Below are 25,136 nucleotides of genomic sequence, written 5' to 3' on the forward strand. Positions count from 1 at the left end.
TAAGGTAAAACTAAAAGGCATGAGTCCAGTACAGTACCGAACTCATGCCCAAGTAGCTGCCTAATATTCATGTCTAACTTTTTGGGTTCACTTCAGGTCAGAATGGTCCTCCTTCAATAATATTTTCAGGAATTAGGTAATTTCTTCCTCGATTCTCTCCAACAGTTGGTAAACCAAGCCGTAAAAGAACTTTTGAGGCGGTATATACAGAATGAACACCAAAAAAATCGCGAAATTCTTGATTAGTAATTCGGTCGTTAATTAGTAAACGATAGTCATCTAATGCTTGGAAGATGGCCTTTTTATTTCGAACTCCACATTTAGAGCAACACCATGTACCCCGCCTATACTGCATTTGAACTTTGAAATTACAAATTTCACATAAAACCCCTTTTCTCAAATGTTCAATGGGAATCTCTACTTTTGGTTCTTGACGCTTTAAGTTAGCCATTAAGAATTTCGAAATCCTGTCCATTTCTTGCGCAGATAAGACAGAATCATAGTTAGAAACTAATTTATTGATATAAAAACGTAATCCGCTAACATGAAAAAATAGGGGATGTTTTGGCATATTTCCGATTATAGTTGATGGATTTGAGCTGATAATGGCACATTCAATTGGCAAGGGTATTTTTAACTGGTTAAAGACTCGAGTAAAATATTGGCCATGACGTATCACTTGATCAAAGGGACTTGAAAAGCTATCGAATGAGCCATCTATATTGGTACGGATGAGCTGATGCTTGTCCTCGTCGTAGTCAATGCGACCAGAGATATTTTTGATGTCAATAATAAGAAGAAATTTAGAAGTAAGTAAAAGCGTGTCAATTTGGTGGGGAAAGCCAAATTCATTGAAACATTCATAGTTAAAAAGTAAATAGTGCTTATCGAGATTAGTGATTTCAAGCCAGTGCCGGTCAACTCGTTTTTCGCCTTGGAATCCAGCCTGTAATCGATTTGAAAGATTTGTATAATAAGAAAATAACTCGTGATTGGGATCCAAACGTCGTAAAAGAGCATTTGCGAGTAACAATTTTTTAGGGGGATCACGCTTAAGTAGGATCAATTTTTCACCTCCATTAAAAAGCATTTTAATAGATTCCTACCAAAAATAAAAGCTGCTTCCGAAAAAAGCAGCTTTCATGACATTATTTGGATAATTTTAACATTTCTTTTGAAATAAAGAATTGCTTATCGTTATATACGGCTACTGAATTGACTACATGCGTTTTTGTGTTTTTACTTTGTTTATTTTGCACATAGACAATATTTTTATTTTCAGGAATGGTAATGATTGTGTTTTTGCCTTCTGCTACAAATACAGGATTTTTTTCGTCAGCTACATCAATTTTCGTTGTGTAACCAAGTTTTTCGAATTCTACCGTTGCATTCACAAACAGTTCATTTGTTAAATCACCTAAACTAAAGCCCATTGAACGAGCCATTAAGTGAGCTAAATCCGTATTTTCCACTAATCCAGTTGGGTTTGCTGGGCCATATGAATATAAGAATACATCATCCCCCGTATGACCACCTGTAGTGAAACCGATATTTGCACGAGTGGATAGTAATTGAACTAAAGTTTTTCCTAGATTTTCGCTCTTCTTTAAAGCTTCCAATTCCTGATCAGTAATGTTCGTTAATCCATAACTTTCCGCAACTTCAACTAAATTCGATTTATCTTTCTTTAATAAGCTTAATGCACCTTCAACCGTCATTTTTGCTTCTTTTAAAGGATTAATATAGGCTGAAACAGGTGTAGTATCATATGTCGAATCTGTATTGACGTTCCCAATTGTAATCCCGCTGTTTCCATGGTCCGTTAACGCAATGACTAATGTCTCTCCATCTTTTTCCGCGAATTCTAATGCCTCAGCAACTGCATCATCAAACGCTAAGAAATCAGATAGCATACCAATTGGATCATTGGCATGGGCAGCCCAGTCGATTTTACTTCCTTCCACCATTAAGAAGAAGCCGTCTTTGTCTTTGCTTAAAGTATCTATTGCCTTTTCTGTCATTTCCGCAATTGTTGGCTCGTCCGATTTTAAAATTTGACGATCAAAATCATAAGCAAGGGCACTTGGCGCGAAACTTCCCCAAAGTTTTTCCGATGTAGAAGATAAAAGTTCATTACGATTCGACACATAATCATACCCTTTTTCTTCAATGACTTTTAATAAATCTTCCCCGTCTTTACGAGTCTCTTTTAAAGATTGATAACCGCCACCTAGTACAACATCGATATTTTGATAGACTTGCTGCTCTGCAATATCATCATAATTTTTACGACTTGTTACATGGGAAGAAAATCCTGCAGGTGTCGCATGTTGAATTTCAGAAGTCGAGATAATCCCTGTTGCTTTGCCTTGAAGTTTTGCTCCTTCTAATACGTTGGCTACAGGCTTGAATGCATCTTCTTTCGCTACAGCTTCCACGCCAGGTGTTGTCACAAGAGAAGGTAACACCCCAATATAACCACTGTTTGATTTATTTCCCGTTGCAAGGGCAGTGGCAGCAGGAGCAGAATCTGTAATAGCCGATTCAGCAGAGTAAGTACGTACAGCCCCTGTTAAAATGCTATCGAGTGCTAAACTTTCACCTTTATACCAACGTGCAATTGTACTCACATTATCGCTACTACCATCCATCACGAGCATAATTACATTTTTTGCTTGTTCTGTTTTAGGATTTTTCTCCTTCGCTTCTACCTTATTAATAGCAGAAACGCTAATAGATGATGCTGCTAGAGCTCCGACTAAAGCAAATGAAAGCCACTTCTTCTTTGATTCCTTCATCTTCATGAATAAATGCTCCTCCTAATGTTTATTCGTAACAATTGCAGATTAACAAGTTACTATAAAGTTAGAGTGAAGCAATTGATAAATTATGTAAATAATGTAAAGTAAGTGGTGGACTATAGAAAAGTCAAGAATCTTTTTGACCAAATTCTTGTATTTTCAGTATATATTTGATATACTGTACTCTGTTGTGAAGTTTCTATTTCAGGAGGTGGAGTAATTGCATACAGTATTATTAACACTACTGATTATCGTAAGCATCGGTTTAATTGTCGTTGTATTATTGCAATCGGGTAAAAGTGCAGGATTATCAGGTGCCATCTCAGGTGGGGCTGAACAACTTTTCGGTAAACAGAAGGCAAGAGGTATGGATTTAGTATTACATAGAATAACTATCGTATTAGCAGTTTTATTCTTTATCTTAGCTTTAGCAATCGTTAAATTCTAATAAATTATAATTCCAACGCCTAACCAAATTCAGGTTAGGTGTTTTATTTTAAACTTTGAATGCTAAAATTTCCCTACCATGGTAAATAGTTTTATGCATGTGATCCGTTTTTATTTGCCAGGAATGCATAGTTTTTTGCGAATAAAAGCAAATTATTTGCCAATGGGATGAACGTTTGGAGGCAATATGATGCGAAATGCGGAATTGAAACCATTTTTCTTTGAAGCAGGAAAACGCGCGGTGCTATTATTACATGGCTTTACCGGTAGCTCTTCCGATGTACGAATACTTGGCCGTTTCTTAGAAAAGAATGGGTATACCTGTCATGCGCCACACTATAAAGGTCATGGCGTACCACCAGAACAGTTAATTGAAACGGCACCAAATGATTGGTGGAAAGATGTTTTACAAGGCTATGAAACATTAAAAGAAGCGGGCTACACAGAAATTGCTGTTGCAGGTCTTTCGCTTGGTGGTGTGTTTTCATTAAAACTATCCATGGAGAAACCTTTAAAAGGAATTGTGACGATGTGTTCACCTATGACGATGAGAACAACAGATAAAATGTTCGAGGGCGTCATTAAATATGCCTATGATTATAAACGTTTTGAAGGAAAAGACGAGGTGCAAATCGAACAAGAAATAGAGGCGATTCGTACTAAAGGAATGCCTTCATTACCAGAGCTCCAACAACTCGTAGTTAATGTGCGAAGTGAACTCGATATGATTTATGCACCGATCCTTGTCGTTCAGTCAAAAAATGATGAGGTTATTGATCCTAATTCTGCTCATATTATTTATGATGAAGTGGAATCCTTAAAGAAAGAAATAAAATGGTTTGAACATTCCAAACATGTTATTACGCTCGATCAAGAAAAACAACAATTACATGAAACCGTTCTAAACTTTTTAGAATCACTTGATTGGGAAGCTTAATCTTTAGTATCGCAAAAAGGAGGGAAAATATATATGACACAAGATAATGAATTACATCATCGACTATTAGATCTTATGAAACAAGATGATTATAAACCGATGAAAGTCGATGAAATAGAAGAAGTATTAGAACTTGAAGATGCAGATGAATTTAAAGAATTAGTGAAAACATTAGTTCGAATGGAAGATCAAGGCTTTGTCGTACGTTCACGTTCAAATCGCTATGGTTTACCTGAACGAATGAATTTACTACGTGGTAAATTTATTGGCCATCCAAAGGGCTTTGGATTTGTAACACCTGAAGAACAAGGGATGGATGATATCTTTATCCCGCCCCATGAAATTAATGGTGCTCTAAACGGGGATATCGTTTTAATTCGTGTATTAAAAGAATCATCAGGTGACCGAAGAGAAGGTACTGTGATCAAAGTCATCGAACGTGGAAAATCTACTTTTGTTGGTACATATCAAGCAAATCGAGGCTTTGGCTTTGTCGTACCAGATGATAAAAAAATGAATATGGATATATTCGTAACAAAAGAAGATTCCCTTGGTGCAGTAGATGGCCATAAAGTTGTTGTAGAAATTGTGAACTGGCCAGATGATATCAAATCTGCTACCGGAATGATTACGAAAATTCTTGGTCACAAAAACGATCCAGGTGTGGATATTTTATCAATCCTTTATAAATACGACATTCCACCTGATTTCCCACAAGAAGTCGTGGATGCAGCAGGGCAAGTGCCAGATGAAATATCTGAAAAAGATTTAGTCGGACGCCGTGATTTACGCAATGAAACGATTGTTACAATTGATGGTGCGGATGCAAAAGACTTGGATGATGCGGTAACCGTTACGAAAAATGAAGATGGCACATATAAACTCGGCGTTCACATTGCAGATGTAAGTTACTATGTGACAGAAGGCTCGATTATTGATACAGAAGCATACGAACGAGCGACAAGTGTTTATTTAACAGACCGTGTTATCCCAATGATTCCACACCGTTTATCGAATGGAATCTGTTCATTAAACCCACAAGTCGACCGTTTAACATTATCGTGTGAAATGATAATCGACCAAAACGGACAAGTGGTGCAACATGAAATTTTCCAAAGTGTCATTAAAACAACCGAGCGTATGACGTATGCGGATGTTTATAAAATTTTGGAAGATCCAGATGAAGAATTATTAAAACGCTATGAACCATTAGTGCCCATGTTTAAAGATATGGCCGATTTAGCTGCCATTTTACGTAAAAAACGGATGGAGCGCGGTGCTATTGACTTCGATTTCAAAGAATCCAAAGTTCTTGTAAACGAAGAAGGCTGGCCAACTGATATTGTCCTTCGTGAGCGTACTGTTTCAGAGCGCTTAATTGAAGAATTCATGTTAGCTGCCAATGAAACAGTTGCAGAGCATTTCCACTGGATGCAGGTACCATTTATTTACCGTATCCATGAAGATCCAAAGCCTGAGAAATTACAACGTTTCTTTGAGTTTGTCACGAACTTCGGATTAGTTGTAAAGGGTTCAGGAAATTCAGTACATCCAAAGGCATTACAAGAAATCATTCGAGCAATTGAAGGTATGCCAGAAGAACCTGTAATTTCGACGATGTTACTTCGCTCGATGCAACAAGCGAAATACTATCCAGAATCCATTGGTCACTTTGGTTTATCCACTGATTTCTATACGCACTTTACGTCACCAATTCGTCGTTACCCGGACTTAATTGTCCACCGATTAATCCGTACGTACTTAATCGAAGGCGATGTGTCTAAGGAAACAACCTTTAAATGGGGACAAGTGATGGATGAAATTGCCGAGCATACGTCAGATCGTGAACGTCGAGCAGTCGATGCAGAACGTGATACGGATGCCTTGAAAAAAGCGCAATTCATGTCCGATAAAATTGGCGAAGAATTCGAAGGGATCGTATCTTCTATCACCAACTTCGGAATCTTTGTGGAATTGCCAAACACAATCGAAGGACTTGTTCACATTACGAACATGACTGACGATTATTACAATTTCGATGAACGTCAAATGATCATGATTGGGGAACATACAAACCGTCAATTCCGTATTGGGGATGAGGTAAAGGTACGTGTTGCCAACGTAGTCATTGAAGAATCGTCCATTGATTTTGAAATCGTGGGCATGGTGAAATCTAATGGTCGCATTCGTAAAGCGGCACCGAGAGTGATTCATGCTGGCTCAGGCTCTGGTAAAGGCGGTCGTCGTGATGGTAAAAAAGATGACGAAAAAGCGAAAGATGGCAAGTCACGCGGAGGCGGTCGTGGTCGTCGAGGTGAAAGCAGTGGCGAATCCCGTACTGGTGGTCGCAAAGTAAAACAAAAGCAAAAGTTTTACGAAGGTATCGCGAAAAAATCCAAAAAGAAAAAACCGAAAAAACGTTAAGGATAAGCCAAGTGTGAGTGGTATCTTACACTTGGCATATTCTATTTTTAAATGTATTATTTTCTAATAGAGTGTTGTTGTGAGGTGTAGGCTATGGCAAAAGGAACAGGAAAAGTATTAGCGCAAAACAAAAAAGCAAGTCATGATTATTTTATTGAAGAAACGTATGAAGCAGGAATGGTATTACAAGGGACAGAAATTAAATCCATTCGTGCAGGAAAAGTGCAACTTAAAGATGCCTTCGTACAAATTCGTAGAGGGGAAGCATGGATTTCCAACATGCATATTAGTCCATACGATCAAGGGAACCGTTTTAACCACGATCCATTACGTGTACGAAAATTATTGCTTCATAAAAAGCAAATTGGTGAATTACTAGGTGCCACAAAACAAGAAGGCTATACAATTGTGCCACTAAAAATGTATGTGAAAGACGGCTACGCTAAGTTATTAATCGGACTTGGTAAAGGGAAGAAAAATTACGATAAACGTGATGACTTGAAGAAGAAAGAAGCAAAACGTGAAATGGAACGTGTCTTCAAGGCGAAGAACCAATACTAAGGTAATTCAGCTCATATTTATTTTAATACTGATGGATAATAAAGGTCACATAGGAATAATGCGATAGGTTGCAGTTTAATCAATTTTATCCTATAATAAGGTTACAAGTTGCCAGAGTAGTAAAAGGCTTAAACAACCTTTTCCGTATGTGTTTATTACACATCTCTCTATTATAGGGGGACGTTACGGATTCGACAGGGATGGTTCAAGCTTGAGCTGCGCGTCGGAGGTCTCGGCTCCGTCATCAACGGAAGTTATATAATAACTGGCAAACAACAAAATTTAGCTTTCGCAGCGTAAGCTCGTAGCGCTCTGCCTGTCTATCGCCCATGTAGACAACGCAGGGCTCAACTTTAGTGGGATACGGTTAGTGGTGCCGCTTGAGTCACTGACAAGAGATTTCCAAGCTAGCGTGCAAGACGCCTGTTTGTCGGCATAATGCCACGCGAATTGCAAGTAGACAGACTACACGCGTAGAAGTTTGAGTATTGGAGTTTCTGGACGCGGGTTCGACTCCCGCCGTCTCCATAAATGAATTTCATATGATTTCATTGAGTGTCAAAATCCTTGATATATAAGGGTTTTGGCACTTTTGCTTTTTCATACAGTTTCATTGAATATCAATCAAACGTAGTCAAAAACGTAGTCAAAAACGTAGTCAAAAACGTAGTCAAAAATGTAGTTGAAGCGAAGTCGCCTAACTACATTTCAATGTAGCTGGCGAACTTCATAATCGCTTCTTCTTTTGCTTTCTTTGTAACGTGTGCATAGATGTTCATTGTCGTTTGTACATCACTGTGACCTAAACGATCTTGTACTTCCTTCAAACTAGCACCTGCTTCAAATAGCAACGAACAATGCGTATGACGTAAGCCGTGTGTTGTGATTGTGCCAAGATCGTATTTATTCTGCACATGTAAAATCCATTTGCGAGTTTTTGTAGGTTGCAAGTATTCGTTTTGTTCATTACTAAATACAAGCTGCTTTGGTTGCATTGTATTAAAGCCTAACACTAAATAATCTTGCTTTTGCTTTTTCTTCCACTCTTTTAAAATGGTCATTGTTTTTTCGTCCATTTTAATAGTACGAGCAACACCTGTTTTCGTAGATTTTACATATAGCTGATTATCTTTACCTCGTGAAAGGGCTTTGTTAATGCGTAGCTCATTTGTTTTGAAATTTAGATCATTCCATGTAAGGGCTAATGCTTCACCTTTACGCATACCACTAAAAGCTAATAATCGGAAAAGGGCGTATGCTTTGTAGTTACTTTCCTTTTCTAAGCATGATAGAAATTTTTTAAGTTGTTCACGAGTGTAGAAATTTTCTATCTTTTCCTCTTCACCTACAGCATCCTTTTTAGAAGCTTTAGTTGGCATATCTACAAGAGTAAACGGGTTTGTTTGAATATAACCACGCTTCATTGCAAAAACTAATACCTTTGAAGCATATGATTTCACTGTACGGAACTTCTTTAGTTTTTCCGCCCACTCATCAATATGTTTTTGACATACATCAACATTAATTTTTTCAATTTTATAATCACCCATAGCAGGTAGTATATGATTTTTGAAAATGCCTGTTGTTTTAACAAATGTACTTTCTTCAACAGTCTTTTCATAGTGTTTAACCCACAGGTCATATATTTCTTGATATGTCTCCGCCCGCTCTTTATGATACGTACCATTAGCAATAGCTAGTTTTATACGTGCTAGTTCTAACTCTGCTTCTTTTTTAGTTTTAAAGCCCCGCTTCATCGTACGCATTTGTTTCCCTGTTAACGGATCAATACCTAAATATACTGGGAACTCGTATCTTTTCTCACCATTTTTGAGTGTGTAATCTTTAATGGGTGATACTCTTTTCTTTGCCAAGATAATTCCTCCTGAATCAGTTGCGGGGGCAATTGATTAAAGAGAGGATTTACCTCTAGTGATATTATAATCGAAACTAAAAGAAAATCCTCTTTAATTATATAATTTAGAAACTATGACGTTCTAAAAAGCTATCAATTTCTTTACGTGACACTCGTTTTACGCCATCTACTTCGCACACCTTCAATCCCATCACACGAAACTTTATAAACGTGTTATATGAGACACCAGCGTACTTTGCTCCGTCCTTTAGGGTCATCCATCCACTTTCAATAAATTGATGCTGAGCCACTTGTATTGCTTTATTAACCGCATCTACAATCAACTCCTCAATTGCTATTTCTCGGTTAGTAATATCTACATTCATATGTATTTCTCCTTTACTTTTCATTTTTTAATCCCCCGCAATGTTTTAAATTGTCTTACGTTACATTCATACGAGGATCGAAAAGGAGAGTTAAATAAAAAGTGAAATTAAAATCGCTCGTTTTATAGCATTGGTTTATTCATTAATAGATGGTATGCACATCAATATTTATAGAAGTAATTTGAATAAAACTATCGAGGAAGAAAGTAATGCTAATTAGCAAAGGACCCAGTATAAACGAAAATGCACTCAAATAGGTAAAAATAGTAGTTTGGTTTAAAACATTTGTATTTACCCCCCCTATACCTAGCTAAAAAGGCTTTTTAATTATGTTTCGTGGGGGGCGTGTAATACCGCTGGGGAATTTTTGACGAAAAGTGGTGCGAATTTAGATATGTAATTTCCAAATAGACCAATTTTTATCTAATTAACTACTAAAGCATTCTATCGTATAAGGCTAACGTATGCATTTAGAGGTTGTAATGTATAAAATGGGGGCTTTTTATAAGATCAACCCAGGAAAAATTACTTGGAGGTTAAATCTATGTTATTAGTTAATTATTTGAAGAAATTAAATGAGGGGACAGACATAAATGTTGCTGCTAATTTGGGTTATGTAGTTACCCCCCATTGTATTAGACGTTGTTTAAGGTTAAGTCAGGAGGAAAAGCTTTTACTTTTCGAAATATATAGCTTGTACAACGAAGAGAGGGGGTGTGCTTTTCCTACACAACAAACACTAGCGATGTATCTTGGTGTTAGTTCTTCATCTGTTAGTAAGTCACTAAAAAAGCTTGAAGAAAAAGGTTTTATTAAATCACATGGGAGAAAGGGGAAGAAAAAGAGATATATCCCCCTATTCACAATTCATAGAAATCCCTATCTTTTATTAAGCGAAACTTTTCATTTTGCTACAAAAATAATTAATAAGGAAATTCCTGAAGATATTAGTGGTGATTGGGGTAATAAACTATTACAGTTTGTAAATGTTAATAAAAAAGATGAGTTTACGGAGAAAGACCCATACGGCCTTTTAGTAGCTAATTTTGAAGTAAAGTCTTCTGTTGAACAGTTACTCAATTTAATAACTCAATATGTAAGCAAATCGTTTTCTATAGAACTTGAAATTAATTGGAAGGAGAAAATAGATGAAAATAAAAAGAGTAATGTTAATAAAAAAGAAAATAAAGAGAAATCATCCTACAGAAAATACAATAAAGAAAGCTCAAGAAATCTGAATCTAGATAAACAGGCTGAGTTAGAAGAATGGCTTCGTGAATGGGAAGAAGCTGATAATGATAAAAAAAAATAAAGAGGTTGTATATTCGCATGAAGGAGATGGGGATTTTTCATTTTAAAAAAGGTAATGAGTATAAAGAAGTTGTCGATAATGGCAGCTTCTTTTTCTTTCGTTTATTACATACATAAATTCAGATTTGATTAATAGTAGTGCATTTTTGAAAGTGATAGTGAATATTTGAAAACCTAACATTCTAAAATTCAAACATACTAATATCATATATAAATATCATTATATAAATAAGATAACTATTTTCTAATACTACAACTTTTACATAAAAGGAAAAAATAAAAAATCTAAGGGTTAAATTTGTATTAAACTTTCTAATTGTGTTCAAAAAGCATGATACTAGGTGGAAGTATAGTTTATGAATAATAATCTATTGACCCGCATTTTTTCAATACATATTAAAATTATTTAGCTTCGCCATCGCTATCTGATAATGTACTTGGTGTGTGGTGTGGATTTATAGCATTAGTGTATCAAACCGCTAAAAATGTCCACTAGTGTGTTTATGAAAATTGTAATAATAATTTGAAAATGATTTAGTAATATGATTATTAATTTATGAGGTTAATGAAGATTATCGAGGGGATTAATTATATAGTGACTTTATCACTCATAATATCCGTTATGGGCGGGTAGACTGTTAGTGTGCGTAGGGTTTAGGGTTTTGGTCGAGAAATGGATAGGACACTTTTATTCATTTATATGGTAGAAGAAATTAAAGAAGAAATCATTAAAATATCACTTAAAGGTAAGTATTAAAATTAGATGGGAGGCGGGAAAGAGAAACTATAACGTTACGTCCACGATGTACCATTTCATAGGTTATTAAGTCTACAAAGTATAGTTATAGTGAATAACCATAAATATTAAAAAGTAGACCGTGTTGAAGTAGAACGTCATAATGCAGTAATTTTAAAAAAAGAAAGCATGTACACCTAATGCTCGAATAGGTTGTACATGTTTTTATATTGTAGAAATCTACGTTAATTTTTGTCGTCAAAAACAATAGGTTTTTATTATAAATAACCTAGTGTCACTCTCTCAATGATAAGAAATGTAGAGGTGTGGTGCGTTCAAGTTAGTTAACCGCGCACCAATACGCAACAATAGTACCTCCACTCAGTAAAATATTGTTCATTATGCTTCCATGCAATTAAATATCTAATAAATTCTAAAACCGATTATTGATCCTTTTCAGAACGTTTTTCTAATAGGTGTACTATTTCCTCTTATTTAAAGCTAAGTACTTTTGGTGGGGGTATCTTCAAAAAAGTTCAATTAATGACATATCTATTGCGATAGTAATTTTAGTAAGGCTTTCAATTATGGCGTTCTTTTCCCCTTTTTCAAGTTATACAATATAAGTGTTATGCACGTAAGTACGATATGTTAGTTCTCTTTGGCTTAGGGTACATTCTTTTCGCAAGTAACAAATCCTTTTGCTAACTATATTTACCAAATCTATCATTTCGATTTAATTATTATCTTTCCAATTTACAAGTAGTTCGAGTAATTGTAAAAGCGTATGTTGATCTTTTTTCGACTTATTCTCCAATAGTGAAATAATTTGTGTGATTTCTAAGCTGTTTGCTTTTGGACCAGTTTGAGTATTGTGGAACAATTCCTCTAACGTAATTCCTAGTGCATTGGTAATTTTATATAGGCTCTCAATTGTTGCGTTTTTCTCCCCACGTTCTAATTGACCAATGTACGTGTTATGCAAGGAAGCCTGATGTGCTAACTCTTCTTGGCTTAAGCCACGTTCTTTGCGGAAATTTCGGATTCTTTCGCCTACAACTTGTACAATTTCCTCCATAACCATCACCTCATAAATAACGATAGCTAGACAATAGGTGACGACCAACAGACTATGGGCATGATATTTTAAAAATATATACTATTGATATCATTTTTGGCGAACTATATACTATATACATATTGATTATTACTAGATAGTGGGTGGATATATGAGTATTAAATATGAAAATGAGTTTAAGGAAAAGGTAGCTAGAGAAGCAATAAGTACAAATAATATTACTGCTACTTCAAAGAAATATGGTGTGAACGCTAATAGTGTAAGAAAGTGGAAAAGTGATCTTCAAGTAAAGTTAGGAATGACGGAAATACAAGATGAAGCAGAAGTAGAGCATCGAAAAGATATAACCCTATACAAAAGAGAAGTACTAGAGCTAAGACGGCAATTAGAACTTACACAAAATGATTTGAGGGATGCAATGACTTTAATCGGTGAAAAAGATTTGTATATAAAGAAATTAAAAGGCGGTTTAAATAATCCTGTTATTTAGTTAGGTGACAGTGCATTAGTAAATCACTAGGTATTTAATGGACTAATGGATGTCAAGGGAGTATAACTGATTATTTTTGAATCGTAGGTGATAAATCCTTATCATAAAAACAACTTAGATTTACACCAGGAGGAAATGGAAGAATGAGCAATTCAAATTCGCTAGGTTGCGGAACTGCGATACTCTTTTTTATTGTATTTGCAATCGGTATTTTAATTCTTGAATCATGTGCTGATGACGAAAAAAATGAAGTTGCTAAACCCTCAGTAGTAGTTGATGGACAAGATGGATATTTAATTCAAAATACTTTTTTAGCTATTGATGAAGAAAGTTTTGACGAATTAATAAGCTACTATATTGCAGATAACGGTGATGCAATTATAAGAATGATGGAAAATGGTCGTGTATTTGCTGGCAGTAAAGGAGAAATGGTTACGGTTATAGATTCAGGATTTACACAATCATATATCGAAATCATTTCAACTGGAATGCGGGGATATGTAGAATCAGAACTAGTTAGATCAAAAGTAGAAGAATAGAAAATCATATTAGTAACTTTACGGGGCCCAGTTTAATTTGGAGCTCCTTTTATTATGCATTTATTAGATACTGCTGATTTAACAGAGCATTTTCAAAACGAGTATATTTTTGTTAAAGAATCTATTGAAATTGCGGTTTAAATACTTACATATTAAGGAAGAATTTTATTTCATTTGTTACGAATTAAGGCATAAAAGATTTAAATATATGGTAAAATTTTAGTAAGTAATCAGCCCCGAAATTAAAGAGGTGTAGCAAACTATGAAATTATTCACATACAATCATCATTTGGGTGCACAAGCAATACCTGATAACGTATTACAGCCATTAATTGAATCATCGGAAACTATTCAATTTAAAATAAAAAAAGGATGTGCTCCTAGTTTACGTGAAACTATAAAGCGTCAGATTCAATTACAAGGATGGTCAGAAGAAATTAAAGTTGATAAATCTAATAAAATAACAATAACTTCAATGAAAGATAATGTTGGTTTATGTTTACAAACGGGTAATGTAGGAAGATTTTATGCTGATATGCTTAAGCTTCAGACACTTTATTTAAACGGAAAGATTGATTCTGGAATAGTTATAATTCCAACAAATAATGCAGCTAAAATAATGGGTGGTAATTTAGCAAATTATGAGCGCTTTATTCGAGAGTTGGATTTATATAAAAAGATCATCACAATACCGATACATGTAATTGGTATTGAAGAATGAAAGGAGATAAATGAAAATGGAATTAGGTTGGTCATATCCTAGAAGAAGAGAAATTATTGACCGTTTATTAAATGGTGTAACTGTAGATCAAAACAAATATCCACTTGAGTTTCAAAATGAAAGAAAATTCTTTCCTATATTCAAAGTTGATATAGGTATGCCAAAGTACCGTTTAGCAAACGGACGTACACAAGATATGCAAGAACAATATTATACTGCACATAATTTACCAGATGACTTTTTCGAAAGAGATTTAGAATTGAAAGATGCTCATGAGGCACAACATGAAATACTAAAAACACAGTTGAAGTTTCGAGGGCTTGATTTAATTGATTATTTCCAAAAGCATGAACAAACAGAGCCATTAATTTTAGATAATAATGGTTTTGTTGTAAACGGGAATCGTAGATTATGTTCAATGAGGGAATTACATCAGAAAGATTTAGATGAAGGAACTCTTCCGACTAAATTCTCACATGTTGAAGTCATAATACTACCACCCTGCTCTGAAGAGGATATCCTTATTCTTGAAGGTAAACTGCAAATTACTGAAGATATAAAAGCGGATTATAATTGGACAGCAGAAGGCTGCATGTACCGTTCACTAAGAGATAAAAAGCATTTTACAACAGAAAAAATAGCAAGTATTTATGATAAGAAAAAAGATTTCATTGAGGATTTACTTCTTTTATTAACTTATGTAGATCAGTATCTTGAATCTCGTAATCAAGCAAAACAATATCATCTAATTCAGGATGATACGAAGTTTGCTTTTGAAGCAATTGTAAAGGGAAGAAGGAAATTAGATGATGAGGATAAAAAGGATATTTTTCAAACAATATCTTTTTCAGTTATAGATCATCGTTTACCAGGTATGGGAATAATTTATAGGTTTATACCTAAAATTGCCGATAATATTGATACCATCATTGAAAAAGCTCAAGAAGAGTTCCCTTTAGAAGAACATCTGACAATGGATGGTGACGATTTAGATGATGGTTTACTTGGTGGAAGTAATTTTGAAGAAGATTTAATCAACTTAGCTCAAACGATAGACAAAGAGGAGAATAGGGAAAATATAGTTCAAATAGCAAAAGATGTGATTGATGCTGAAGATGATAGAAAGCAACGATACACTGTTATCCAAAAGATTCAACGGGCAAATACTCTATTACAAGATGCAATAAATATGCTTGATGATAATACTGAACGTGATGGTATAGAATTGCAATTAGAATCTATTGAAGCCCACGTTGCAGAATTAAAGGAGAAACTCTAAATGTTGCATATTGAATATTTAGCGGATAAACATTCGGCTCGAATAATTACTGATGATGAACAATATATTGGTTGGCATGAATTATGTAGATTGTGTAAGGAAAATGGTGAAGATGTATCTTTTGATACTACAAAAACAATTAACATGCCATGGTGGTCTTTTTTATCAACACGTCCATTAATTAATAGATTAATAAGGAAACACAAAATTAAACTTACTGCAGATGAAGAAGCAACAAGATTGTTGAAATTATCATTATCTAGGGAAAATAGATATCGCCAAGCGGGTGAAGGACACCAAGAATATTCAGAGGATGAGATAAAAATTTTATTAGCCGAGAAGGGCTTTCAACGTACACTTACACCTCAACAATTACGAAATGTGACTAGGTTAACTTCACTTCCAGCAGGTGCAACATTTTCTGTTCCAGGTGCTGGTAAAACGACTGAAGCACTTGCTTTGTATTGTTTGAAAAAAGTAGAAAATACAAGACTTCTAATTGTTTCGCCGAAGAATGCCTTTGCGGCTTGGGAAGAAACATTAAGTATATGTATGCCTGATAGCCCCAATGTAGTTAGGTTACGTGGCGGTTCAAGAAATGTGGCTCAATTATTACAAGATAAACCAGAAATTATGGTTATAACCTATCAACAACTTCCTAATGTCCTAACGGAAGTAGGGTCTTATTTAAGTACAGTTCCATTTTTTATGTTCTTAGATGAAAGTCATAGGATTAAGCGTGGAAATAGTGGTGTATATGGTAGGGCAGTCTTAAGTTTGGCCCATCTTCCAGAACAAAAGTTAATAATGTCGGGAACACCACTTCCTAATTCGACTGAAGACCTTGTTTCACAATTTAACTTCTTATATCCAGAAGTGAAAGTGGATAAGGATTCAGTTGTAGGGCATATCCGTCCAATTTATGTGAGGACAACTAAAAACGAATTAGGTTTACCTATACCAAGGTATTTTTTTACAACAGTACAAATGAGTCCAGCGCAACGTAGGCTATATAATTTAATGAGAGACGAGGAACTACGTCAAGCGGAAATTATATTAGCTCGTGATAGAAATAAATTAAGGACAATGGGTAAAAGTGCTTTACGGCTACTCCAAGTAGCATCAAATCCTTCATTATTAGCAGATAGTGATTTCCAACATCATGAATTATTAAAAGATGTGTTAATGGAAGGAGATAGCCCTAAAATTAATTACGTTTGTACTCGTACAAGACAGCTCGCTAGTGAAGGTAAAAAGGTAATAATTTGGTCTACTTTTGTTGAAAGTATTGAACAAATATCAAATAGATTAAGTGATTTAGGAGCTGATTTTATTCACGGTGGAGTTGACTCTGGTAGTGAAGATGAAAGTGATACAAGGGAAGCGAAGATTAAAAGATTTCATGACGACCCGAACTGTTTTGTATTAGTGGCAAATCCAGCGGCTGCTGGAGAAGGGATAAGTCTTCATACAGTTTGTCATTATGCTATTTATTTAGATCGTAGCTATAATGCGGCCCATTTTTTACAATCAGTTGACCGAATACATCGATTAGGGTTATCGTCAGATCAAGAAACGATTGTAGAAATGGTTGTGTCACCTGATAGTGTAGATGATTCGGTTGATAGAAGATTAACTAATAAAATTCATGTAATGTCCGATGTTCTAAATGACGATTCAATTATGATAGAACCTGAATATTCAGATGAAGAGATTGATAATGGATTAAACGAAGATGATATCTTAGACTTTATCAATCATTTACGAGGACAATAATTATGGTGTTTTCAGTTGGTATTCTTTATTCAGTTCAAAAGTTTTTGCAATTCATCAGTGATACGAAAATTAAAGCAATAGAATTTTCGGCTGCTTTTAATAGATATGAATCAACGTCTTCGCAAATTGTTTTAGAAGTCGCGGAAAGTTTTAATTGGATTCAACTTGATTTAGAAGGGAATCTTTCTGTTACTGTAAAAGGTAATGAAATCCTAACTCAAAAGGATATGTTATATGCCTTAAGAGTTCAATTAAAACACTTAATTGAAATGGTTAAGCCTTCTTGGTCATACCTTATTCATAAAGGCAGAAAAGAAGCATTTCAATATTTCCCTTCTGATGTAAAGCAATGTTTCAAAGAAGCGGAGTTAATTAATTCATATGATAGAGATGTAATTGAATGGTGGGATATTCTTGCTTTGGCAGTTAGAGGAAAGCAATTAGATACACAATTGGAAATTGGAAGAACTGGGGAAGAATTGTCTTTAGAATATGAAAGAAAAAGGGTAAATAAAGAACCAGTATGGCAATCTATCGAATCAAATTTATCTGGATTTGACATATTATCGGTTGTTAGCTTGGAAGAGTCTACACCACTAAGGATTGAGGTAAAAACGTCTACCAATGTTTCAGGCACATTCACATTTTATCTAACAAGGAATGAATGGAATGTAGCCGAAACCTCGGAGAATTATTTGTTTCATTTATGGATACTTAGTGAAACGCCTGAAATATTTATAATAGACAAAAATGCGATAGCTAAGCATATACCAACTAACCAAGGTAATGGTTCTTGGGAGAATGTAAAGATCATTTTCACATTGAAAGAGTTAAATAGTTTAGATATAAAGGAATGATATTTCAACCATTCCTTTTAAATTTATCAGGCAATATCTCCTCATAATCTGATAATGTAATATTTACATTACTGAAAATGGGAGGTATTCCTTTATTACAGTACTTCTCAATGAGTACTTCATTTTGTATAAGCTCAAGATATTCATCAAAAGAAATACTACTAATCGAATTATTAACTATAGCATTAACATATAGATAAATTTCTTCATTTTGTTCTTGAAATAGCTGAATTGCTTCTTCCATAGTAATTAAATGAATGTCATGAATTAGTCCATACTTAGAAAATGGCGCATTTTCGCTCATTTCCTTTAAGATCGTGTAAGTATTATCATTATTATTAGAATGTGGATTTAATATAAAATAGTAGCTTGCTTTACCGATCTTTTTGTTTGCTCTTTCATTATCAGTTAATTGGTATCGTTCTTCTATAGCAAAAGCACATACGAAAGGAAAGGATTGATTTTGTTCTCTAATAAAGGTTTTAATCATTGCTTTTGGAAACTTTAATATTCTTAATTTATATATTGCCTCGTTTAAAAGCCTTTTTAAATTCTCCTGATATTCATAATATTGATTAATATTAACAATTTGTTCTTTAATTAGGGGCTTTGTAACATGTTCAAATATTTCTTTGTAGCCTGGATTTGTATCTAGGCCCATATATTTTCTATTTAGGTTTTCGGCAGTTGCCAATAAAATGCCTGTTCCAGCATAAGGGTCAAAAACAACATCGCCTTCATCTGATGATAATTTAATTAATCTAGCCATCATTTCGGGTGGAAAAGGGCAAGCATGTTTAAATTCCTTATCACCAAAATCTTTTTTAGTTCCCCAACTTCCTTGGGTTGGAATAGTAAACTCCCAAATGTTATCTGGAACTTTTCCTTCTGGGCTATACCTTTCAGGATAATCTACCCACCATTCTTTCAATTCATCTACGGTTTTAATTCTTTCAATGTAATATTTGTAATCTTCAGATTTTACAAACATGTGTATATATTCAAATGTATTTCTCATTTGTCCTTTATGAGACCATGGTAAAGTTTTACCTTTATCCCAAATTAATATATCTTTATGAATCCAACCAATGCTTTCTAATCTTTTAGCGATATCATCGGGTAGACGAATTATTTTTCCATCTCTTTTTATAGTATCGCTGTTTACATAGAGAGTAGCTGTATCTTTGGACAAATCATAAAGTGTTGCAAATGTCTGCTCAATGTCATCTAGATATTCTTCGTAAGTTTGTTTAAAGCCTGTTTGTTCAACTTCTCCGTATTGTTTCATATCCCAATATGGTGGCGATGTAACGATAAGATCTATAAACGGTTCAGTTACTTGGGGTAAATAGTCCCTGAATCTTATCGAATTGCAAGTTAAATACTGGTTGAATGTTGCCATATTTGGATTGTTATTGCGAGTCATTTCTTCACCTACTCAATTTCTATAAATTATATTATACCAATGGAATAGAAAAAGATCCAGAAATTTGTAGTGATATTTTATTTCAATTATTATGTTATATCACCCACAACATCAATTATGGTATGTAAGTTTAATTAATATTTTTGTTAGGATAGATTATGAAAATTCTTCTTAAACTAATGTTACAGTTTAGTATAAGAGAATATTGAAAATGTGAAGAAGGAGTTATCATGACAAAAATCACGCAAACAGATTATAAAAAACAATTTATAGAAGCAAATTATTCAAATGAGAACTCGATACAAACTACAAAATATCAGTTATCAAAATTACATCCTTATGAAAAACAACTTCATAGAGACCTTTTTAACATGGATGAAGCTGAATTACTGATTGGATTAAGAGCTATAGGAAAGGATTTTTCTTCTTCTACCACTGCAAGCGGTGTTATTTCGACAGTATACAATTATATTGAATGGGCAAGGTTAGAAGGAATTCATGATAATCCAAATCCACTTGAAGGAATAAATAAAACCGAATTAGCCCAAAAAATGGTGGATGATTCGAAACGGATTCGATATACAAGAGAACAATTATTTGAAATGCTCGAAAAGCTACCTAATTATACAGATCAAGCTATATTACTAGCCTTATTTGAAGGAATGAAAGGTAGGGAATTTACTGAAATCTTTTCACTTACATTAGACCATTTGCAAAGAGTAACAACAGGGAATTCGGTTAACTATATAGCAACCCTTGAAAATATTGATAAGGGTGTAATCATCAGCAGGAAGATATTTATTAGTGAAGAATTATATCACCTCTTACACAAAGCTGATAGTCAAGAAAGACTTTTAAACGATAATGGAAAAGGAGGATTTCCATTTCATTTAGAATCTTCTTATATTTTTAAAAAAGTTAAAAGAGGAAAACAAGAAAACTATTTAGCCATGCAAGAACGACACTATATAACTCGTCGATTTTTAAAATTTAAAAAATTGTTTGAAAATCCAGAACTCGAAGCGGATGATATCTTTTACAGTGGCATGATGGATATGGCTTATCAACTTAGTATTCAGCATGGGGATGTCAGCAAGGATCATTACTATATGCTTCATAAACAGTTTAATACACGATTGGCATATGGAAATAATGGGTATTCTTATCCCAATACCACATTTCTAAGAACTGAAGTGTACAATGCGAAATTCCATACACTGTACGACCATTTAATTGAGAAAAATCGTCTTACAACGCCAAGGCCATTAATAATACCTTCACTATATTTAGAGACATATACAAACGAGTATCTTCAAGACGAGGATATCAACAACGTGAATGTAACGGAAGATGGTTACGTGTTGGAACAAACGATAAAACGTCATTCTCGTTTAGATGCTGTTAAACTAGTGGCGTTAGAGAAAGCAAACTATGAATGTAATGTAAATAGCGAGCATAAGGATTTTATTTCTAAGTCTACAGGGAAAAACTATGTTGAAGTTCATCACTTAATCCCCTTGAAGTATCAAAAATTGTTCAAAGTGAATATAGATACCGAAGCGAATGTCGTAGCATTATGCGCAGGTTGTCACCGTCATTTGCATTATGGAGAATTTGAAGGGAAAATTGATATTTTACATAAGTTATTTAAAGTAAGAAAACAGGCTTTAAGGAAAGCGGGTATTCTCGTTACATTCAAAGAACTACTCAGTTATTACGAAAAAGATTTTGACGAGGAACTTACTTTTGTTAATGAATAATTTAAATGGCACAATGGCAGCATTAGGTGTAAAGAAAAAACTATTTATCTACTCCCATGGGGGAATTAGTTAAATAAGGATTTCAAAAAGTTAAATTAATTACATTATAGCTTTATATTTAAAAGTTTAAATGTTTTTTTATTAGGACCTTATTCTTTTGCACATCAAGATTACGCTTTTCTAATTTTGTGAAATATATTTTTAAAAAATGTTTCCTTAAGAATGGATTGCATATCTAGAAGTAGAAAGTTAGAGAGTGTGAGTAACATATCAATATGGTTTGGTATACAAATTCAAACATAAATACCCTTCCAGGAGAAAATAAATATTATTTATTAACAGACGAATAAAACACCGATACTAATTCTTGAATTTTTATTAGATAGTAGTCAGATAGGTTGGTAATTATATGGTATATTTATATATTGAGAAGTGGGGGGATAATATTGGTTAGGGATGTAATAAATGTAAATTTGGGAGAAGAGGGTGAAGAATGTAATAATAATTTTTTTAATCCAACAGATGAACAAATGAATACTATCATCCATTCATTAAATACCTTAAATCAAGTAGAGATTTTAAATATTTTAGGAAGTTTTAATATTTCTACTGATTATGACACTATTAAAAAGAAAACGGAGTTAATACAATATCTCATTTATAGTTTTAAACAAGGAATGTTTAGTGAAAGATTATTTAATGAATTAAGAAGTCAGGCTTTTAATCCTGATATTGATAGCACAGATGGTTTCTTTTTCTCTTTTGGAGCCGATACTCTCAATATTACCAAAGAAGGTCTAGAGACATTTTTGAAAGGCTGGAATGCGGTTAAGGATGATAAAGGGATTGAGTTTCTAGAATTGAATAATCAGAGTGCTACATTGTTAGTAACCAAACATACTGATAAGTTTATTTTTGATCAAGAAAGTATGTTTAGTATAAAATATAACGACGAAAAAAGAGCAAAGGTTCAGGTGTACTTTGACAAAAGTATTGTATATGTTCAAACAACAAATACTGTAATTTATCATGCAATAAAAACAATTATTAAAGAGTTTCTGCAAGAGCTATTGAATATTGAAAAGCTTTATATAACACCTCCAAAGATGAGTAAAAATCTCAGTCTTACTTTTAATGATGACTTTACGGGAGCTAAAAAAGAGAACTCTGTTCATCCAAATACTATTAAACTACTCGATATTTTATTAGAATTAGATGCACCAAGTTCTTCTTTTAGTGGTTTTGAATGTGTAAATATTACTCTTGATCACGAAGATACTATCAATAGGAAAGATGCAAAGTCCAAAATAGTTTCTCAAAATTATGGTGGAGGAGATTTACTCAAAAATAAAGTTGTAAAGGACTTAATACTTAGTAATAGAATTATCTATGATATCGAATTTAAAATTGAGTATAATCATGTGGATAATGAGGGGTATATTAGAAAACAACTTGTTACGGTAGGAATGATAAATGATAGGAAAAGTTTTCTAAGAATTTTTATTAAAAATAGCGATTACAATATTCGGAATGTTATTAAGAATGCATACAGTGAGCTTACTAGCGTATTCATATCAAACTATGGTCAGTCACAATTAAGGAATGAGGATAACATAAAAAAATTGTTAGGACTTAGTTAAAATGAAAAAAACTGATAATTTTTTTTATGAGGCTATGCTATATGCATTCAAGGATCAGGAAAATTTCTGGATAATGCTTAGAAGACTTATAGATGAAATTGAGGAAAGTGAAGGGATTTATTTTAATGTAAATATCTTAGAAAAAAATCTATATAATAGAGTGTCTTCTTTTCATACTTATGAAAATAATGGAAATATTCAGCTTTGTATCATAAATAATTTGATGTGGATGTTTGTTGAAGATGTATTCGAATATACACCTTTACTAGAAAAAATTGAGTCAAAACTAAGTAAGTATATATCTAAAATACCTGTAACAAACAAATATTTTGTCGACTCAATATTTAATAGTAATTTTAGTGATAACCTCCTAGAAATAAATATTGAAGGTGAGGACATTTCTGAGTTTGAGACAGAAACCTTTACTGGAAGTTTTATAAATAAAACTTTTGAATACAGAAACATCATTAAATTTAACAATATCTACATTAGATACATTAAATTCCAACCTCTTAAATTGAATGTTGCTCTCACACTTAGGTTTCCTAATGTAATTCAGTTTAGTGATTATATTGATTTTAAGATGTATCAAAACTTAATTAAAAGCTTTTCAAATTATATTTATAAAACAAATAAAAAATTATTATATATTAATAAAGGAGAAGAATATGAGGAAAATAACAATAGCAACTACTAGTGATGGCTATAAAATAGAAGAAATGGATCATCAACCTTGGCATGAATATGATGGATTGTCTATAGATTTCATACTAGACTTTAAACATATACCAGAGAAGGAATATTTATTAAAAGTTACTAGTCTGTCCAAGGAATTTGATTGGATAAATGCGGAAGATGGTAATTTTATATTTGATCTTGAGAAAATTAAGAGAAACTTTAATGTATTTTCAGAATGTAAATGGATGAAGAGCTATATTATTCTTAAGCCTAACTATGAACCCGCATTGGACGACTCAAAATTTATAGTGAGTTTCACAGCAACACAGAAAGAGATTGAAGTTAACGCCCCCCAAAAAATCTTTTTAAGTCATAAAGGTGCAGATAAACCACTAGTTAGGGAATATTTTCAACTACTAAAAGAATTAGGATTTGATCCATGGCTGGATGAAGACGCAATGGTTGCTGGAACAAAGTTGAATAGAGGGATATACCAAGGTTTTAAAGAGTCATGTGCAGCGATATTTTTTGTTACGCCATCATTTAAAGATGAAGATTATCTAGAGGACGAAGTAGATTATGCCATAGATGAACAAAAAGAAAAAGGTGACAAGTTTGCTATTATTACATTGGCATTAAAAGATCCTAATGGAAAAACTGGAGAAATTCCTGGCTTGTTAAAAAAATATGTATATAAAGAACCAACTTCACAACTTGAAGCATTTAGAGAGATTATTAGGGCTCTTCCTTTAGAAACAGGAAAAACGGTATGGAAAAATTAAGCGGTCTTCACAGAGTACTGTTTTATAGTTAGGAGTGACTGATTAATAATATCATTAATAAGTGGTATTATTGCTTATTTGATTTAAGTAGTAGTTATTGGAGCTTTTGATTGTGTAAGTGGGGGTGACAGTGTAGACTTATAATAAATTCCTTGAATAACTAGCTGATCAAACTCTCGGTTTATTGATAAAAACATTTTGCCCCCACAACTTAGTTTTTTAATAAACGTAGTCAAAAACGTAGTCAAACATTTTCAATAATAGCTATAAACTCTTGAAAACCTTGGCATTATAGCGTTTAATGAGATGGTAGGTTCGACTCCCGCCGTCTCCATACAGGTTATTGTATAAAATTGCACTGAGTGTCTGTGACGTAAAGCATAAAATTTCCGTTTGGAAGCTTTATGCTTTATTTTATTTTAGGAAACTTTATGCTTGATTTTGAAAAGATAAAATACTTTTCCCCTTTGGATCTGGTGATCTAAAGGTAAGCCCGAAATATAAAAATAAGCGCACCTTTTCGGTACGCATGACAAATAGCCGTCTATCACGCGAATTTTTTCGGATAGATGGCTATTTCATTACACATGTTGTTTTGATATTTTTGGACCAAGGCATGTAATTATTTAATATCTCAGGTTGCTGATGAATC

Annotated in this window: 21 protein-coding genes and 1 other RNA gene; 16 read left to right on the top strand and 6 right to left on the bottom strand. The window is 33.6% G+C overall.

Going from position 1 to position 25,136, the window contains the following annotated elements; genetic code table 11:
• Positions 1-97 precede the first annotated feature (97 nt).
• Together EK386_RS18675 and EK386_RS18680 are read right to left on the bottom strand one after the other, a co-directional pair.
• A complete protein-coding gene (locus EK386_RS18675; RefSeq protein WP_158674472.1) occupies positions 98-1,066 on the bottom strand; it encodes a nuclease-related domain-containing protein in 969 nt (322 codons plus the stop codon).
• 82 nt (positions 1,067-1,148) lie between these two features.
• A complete protein-coding gene (locus EK386_RS18680) occupies positions 1,149-2,798 on the bottom strand; it encodes an alkaline phosphatase (RefSeq protein ID WP_126660715.1) in 1,650 nt (549 codons plus the stop codon).
• A 223-nt stretch (positions 2,799-3,021) separates the two neighbouring features.
• Between EK386_RS18680 and secG the strand changes: the two genes are divergently transcribed.
• From secG to ssrA, 5 genes are all read left to right on the top strand, one after another.
• Complete coding sequence (secG, locus tag EK386_RS18685) at positions 3,022-3,249, top strand: preprotein translocase subunit SecG (RefSeq protein ID WP_097073932.1); 228 nt, start codon at positions 3,022-3,024, stop codon at positions 3,247-3,249.
• A 186-nt stretch (positions 3,250-3,435) separates the two neighbouring features.
• Positions 3,436-4,185 (top strand): alpha/beta hydrolase, encoded by a 750-nt coding sequence (locus EK386_RS18690; protein WP_370512002.1) that lies wholly within the window; start codon positions 3,436-3,438, stop codon positions 4,183-4,185.
• Between the two features lie 33 nt (positions 4,186-4,218).
• Positions 4,219-6,609 carry a ribonuclease R gene (rnr, locus tag EK386_RS18695; RefSeq protein WP_126660699.1) on the top strand — a complete coding sequence of 797 codons (2,391 nt, stop codon included), beginning with the start codon at positions 4,219-4,221 and terminating at the stop codon, positions 6,607-6,609.
• A 93-nt stretch (positions 6,610-6,702) separates the two neighbouring features.
• The gene (gene smpB, locus EK386_RS18700; protein ID WP_126660700.1) at positions 6,703-7,170 is read left to right on the top strand and encodes an SsrA-binding protein SmpB; all 468 of its coding nucleotides are present in this window, start codon (positions 6,703-6,705) and stop codon (positions 7,168-7,170) included.
• A 176-nt stretch (positions 7,171-7,346) separates the two neighbouring features.
• Positions 7,347-7,701: a transfer-messenger RNA gene (ssrA, locus tag EK386_RS18705) on the top strand.
• A gap of 170 nt (positions 7,702-7,871) precedes the next feature.
• On the opposite strand, the gene EK386_RS18710 is transcribed toward ssrA, so the two are convergent.
• Complete coding sequence (locus tag EK386_RS18710) at positions 7,872-9,044, bottom strand: site-specific integrase (RefSeq protein ID WP_126660701.1); 1,173 nt, start codon at positions 9,042-9,044, stop codon at positions 7,872-7,874.
• Positions 9,045-9,150: 106 nt separating this feature from the next.
• Entirely contained in the window at positions 9,151-9,435 is a 285-nt protein-coding gene (locus tag EK386_RS18715) for a helix-turn-helix domain-containing protein (protein ID WP_246027730.1), read from the bottom strand.
• A gap of 520 nt (positions 9,436-9,955) precedes the next feature.
• Between EK386_RS18715 and EK386_RS18720 the strand changes: the two genes are divergently transcribed.
• On the top strand, positions 9,956-10,723 hold the full coding sequence (locus EK386_RS18720) for a helix-turn-helix domain-containing protein (RefSeq protein ID WP_126660702.1): 768 nt from the start codon (positions 9,956-9,958) through the stop codon (positions 10,721-10,723).
• Between the two features lie 1,471 nt (positions 10,724-12,194).
• On the opposite strand, the gene EK386_RS18725 is transcribed toward EK386_RS18720, so the two are convergent.
• Positions 12,195-12,536: a helix-turn-helix domain-containing protein gene (locus EK386_RS18725; protein ID WP_126660703.1), complete on the bottom strand. Its 342-nt coding sequence runs from the start codon at positions 12,534-12,536 to the stop codon at positions 12,195-12,197.
• 151 nt (positions 12,537-12,687) lie between these two features.
• Here EK386_RS18725 and EK386_RS18730 point away from each other — a divergent pair, with 151 nt between their 5' ends.
• From EK386_RS18730 to EK386_RS18755, 6 genes are all read left to right on the top strand, one after another.
• Entirely contained in the window at positions 12,688-13,026 is a 339-nt protein-coding gene (locus EK386_RS18730; RefSeq protein WP_126660704.1) for a transposase, read from the top strand.
• A 143-nt stretch (positions 13,027-13,169) separates the two neighbouring features.
• Positions 13,170-13,565, top strand: coding sequence for a hypothetical protein (locus tag EK386_RS18735; protein WP_126660705.1), 396 nt, complete (start codon positions 13,170-13,172; stop codon positions 13,563-13,565).
• Positions 13,566-13,827: 262 nt separating this feature from the next.
• Complete coding sequence (locus EK386_RS18740; protein WP_126660706.1) at positions 13,828-14,286, top strand: BglII/BstYI family type II restriction endonuclease; 459 nt, start codon at positions 13,828-13,830, stop codon at positions 14,284-14,286.
• 16 nt (positions 14,287-14,302) lie between these two features.
• Positions 14,303-15,565 carry a hypothetical protein gene (locus tag EK386_RS18745; RefSeq protein ID WP_126660707.1) on the top strand — a complete coding sequence of 421 codons (1,263 nt, stop codon included), beginning with the start codon at positions 14,303-14,305 and terminating at the stop codon, positions 15,563-15,565.
• Positions 15,566-17,341 (top strand): DEAD/DEAH box helicase, encoded by a 1,776-nt coding sequence (locus tag EK386_RS18750; RefSeq protein WP_126660708.1) that lies wholly within the window; start codon positions 15,566-15,568, stop codon positions 17,339-17,341.
• Between the two features lie 2 nt (positions 17,342-17,343).
• The gene (locus EK386_RS18755) at positions 17,344-18,198 is read left to right on the top strand and encodes a protein NO VEIN domain-containing protein (protein WP_126660709.1); all 855 of its coding nucleotides are present in this window, start codon (positions 17,344-17,346) and stop codon (positions 18,196-18,198) included.
• 4 nt (positions 18,199-18,202) lie between these two features.
• On the opposite strand, the gene EK386_RS18760 is transcribed toward EK386_RS18755, so the two are convergent.
• Positions 18,203-19,624, bottom strand: coding sequence for a DNA-methyltransferase (locus EK386_RS18760; RefSeq protein WP_126660710.1), 1,422 nt, complete (start codon positions 19,622-19,624; stop codon positions 18,203-18,205).
• Positions 19,625-19,854: 230 nt separating this feature from the next.
• Here EK386_RS18760 and EK386_RS18765 point away from each other — a divergent pair, with 230 nt between their 5' ends.
• The 4 genes from EK386_RS18765 to EK386_RS18780 all read left to right on the top strand — a co-directional run bounded on the left by EK386_RS18765 (position 19,855) and on the right by EK386_RS18780 (position 24,484).
• Entirely contained in the window at positions 19,855-21,384 is a 1,530-nt protein-coding gene (locus EK386_RS18765) for an HNH endonuclease (protein WP_126660711.1), read from the top strand.
• Between the two features lie 446 nt (positions 21,385-21,830).
• Entirely contained in the window at positions 21,831-23,024 is a 1,194-nt protein-coding gene (locus EK386_RS18770; RefSeq protein WP_126660712.1) for a hypothetical protein, read from the top strand.
• Position 23,025: 1 nt separating this feature from the next.
• Positions 23,026-23,721 carry a hypothetical protein gene (locus tag EK386_RS18775; RefSeq protein ID WP_126660713.1) on the top strand — a complete coding sequence of 232 codons (696 nt, stop codon included), beginning with the start codon at positions 23,026-23,028 and terminating at the stop codon, positions 23,719-23,721.
• The gene (locus tag EK386_RS18780) at positions 23,693-24,484 is read left to right on the top strand and encodes a toll/interleukin-1 receptor domain-containing protein (RefSeq protein ID WP_126660714.1); all 792 of its coding nucleotides are present in this window, start codon (positions 23,693-23,695) and stop codon (positions 24,482-24,484) included. The genes EK386_RS18775 and EK386_RS18780 overlap by 29 nt, the downstream gene beginning before the upstream one ends.
• Positions 24,485-25,136 lie beyond the last annotated feature (652 nt).

This window comes from Lysinibacillus antri (genome assembly GCF_003977595.1).
Taxonomy (GTDB): Bacteria; Bacillota; Bacilli; order Bacillales_A; family Planococcaceae; genus Ureibacillus; species Ureibacillus antri.

Bases quoted from the DNA above. Each gene is read 5' to 3' on its own strand.
- EK386_RS18680 (WP_126660715.1), bottom strand. From the start codon at position 2,798: ATGAAGGAATCAAAGAAGAAGTGGCTTTCATTTGCTTTAGTCGGAGCT.
- EK386_RS18690 (WP_370512002.1), top strand. From the start codon at position 3,436: ATGATGCGAAATGCGGAATTGAAACCATTTTTCTTTGAAGCAGGAAAA.
- rnr (WP_126660699.1), top strand. From the start codon at position 4,219: ATGACACAAGATAATGAATTACATCATCGACTATTAGATCTTATGAAA.
- smpB (WP_126660700.1), top strand. From the start codon at position 6,703: ATGGCAAAAGGAACAGGAAAAGTATTAGCGCAAAACAAAAAAGCAAGT.
- EK386_RS18715 (WP_246027730.1), bottom strand. From the start codon at position 9,435: ATGAAAAGTAAAGGAGAAATACATATGAATGTAGATATTACTAACCGA.
- EK386_RS18720 (WP_126660702.1), top strand. From the start codon at position 9,956: ATGTTATTAGTTAATTATTTGAAGAAATTAAATGAGGGGACAGACATA.
- EK386_RS18725 (WP_126660703.1), bottom strand. From the start codon at position 12,536: ATGGAGGAAATTGTACAAGTTGTAGGCGAAAGAATCCGAAATTTCCGC.
- EK386_RS18730 (WP_126660704.1), top strand. From the start codon at position 12,688: ATGAGTATTAAATATGAAAATGAGTTTAAGGAAAAGGTAGCTAGAGAA.
- EK386_RS18735 (WP_126660705.1), top strand. From the start codon at position 13,170: ATGAGCAATTCAAATTCGCTAGGTTGCGGAACTGCGATACTCTTTTTT.
- EK386_RS18740 (WP_126660706.1), top strand. From the start codon at position 13,828: ATGAAATTATTCACATACAATCATCATTTGGGTGCACAAGCAATACCT.
- EK386_RS18745 (WP_126660707.1), top strand. From the start codon at position 14,303: ATGGAATTAGGTTGGTCATATCCTAGAAGAAGAGAAATTATTGACCGT.
- EK386_RS18750 (WP_126660708.1), top strand. From the start codon at position 15,566: ATGTTGCATATTGAATATTTAGCGGATAAACATTCGGCTCGAATAATT.
- EK386_RS18755 (WP_126660709.1), top strand. From the start codon at position 17,344: ATGGTGTTTTCAGTTGGTATTCTTTATTCAGTTCAAAAGTTTTTGCAA.
- EK386_RS18760 (WP_126660710.1), bottom strand. From the start codon at position 19,624: ATGACTCGCAATAACAATCCAAATATGGCAACATTCAACCAGTATTTA.
- EK386_RS18765 (WP_126660711.1), top strand. From the start codon at position 19,855: ATGACAAAAATCACGCAAACAGATTATAAAAAACAATTTATAGAAGCA.
- EK386_RS18775 (WP_126660713.1), top strand. From the start codon at position 23,026: ATGAAAAAAACTGATAATTTTTTTTATGAGGCTATGCTATATGCATTC.
- EK386_RS18780 (WP_126660714.1), top strand. From the start codon at position 23,693: ATGAGGAAAATAACAATAGCAACTACTAGTGATGGCTATAAAATAGAA.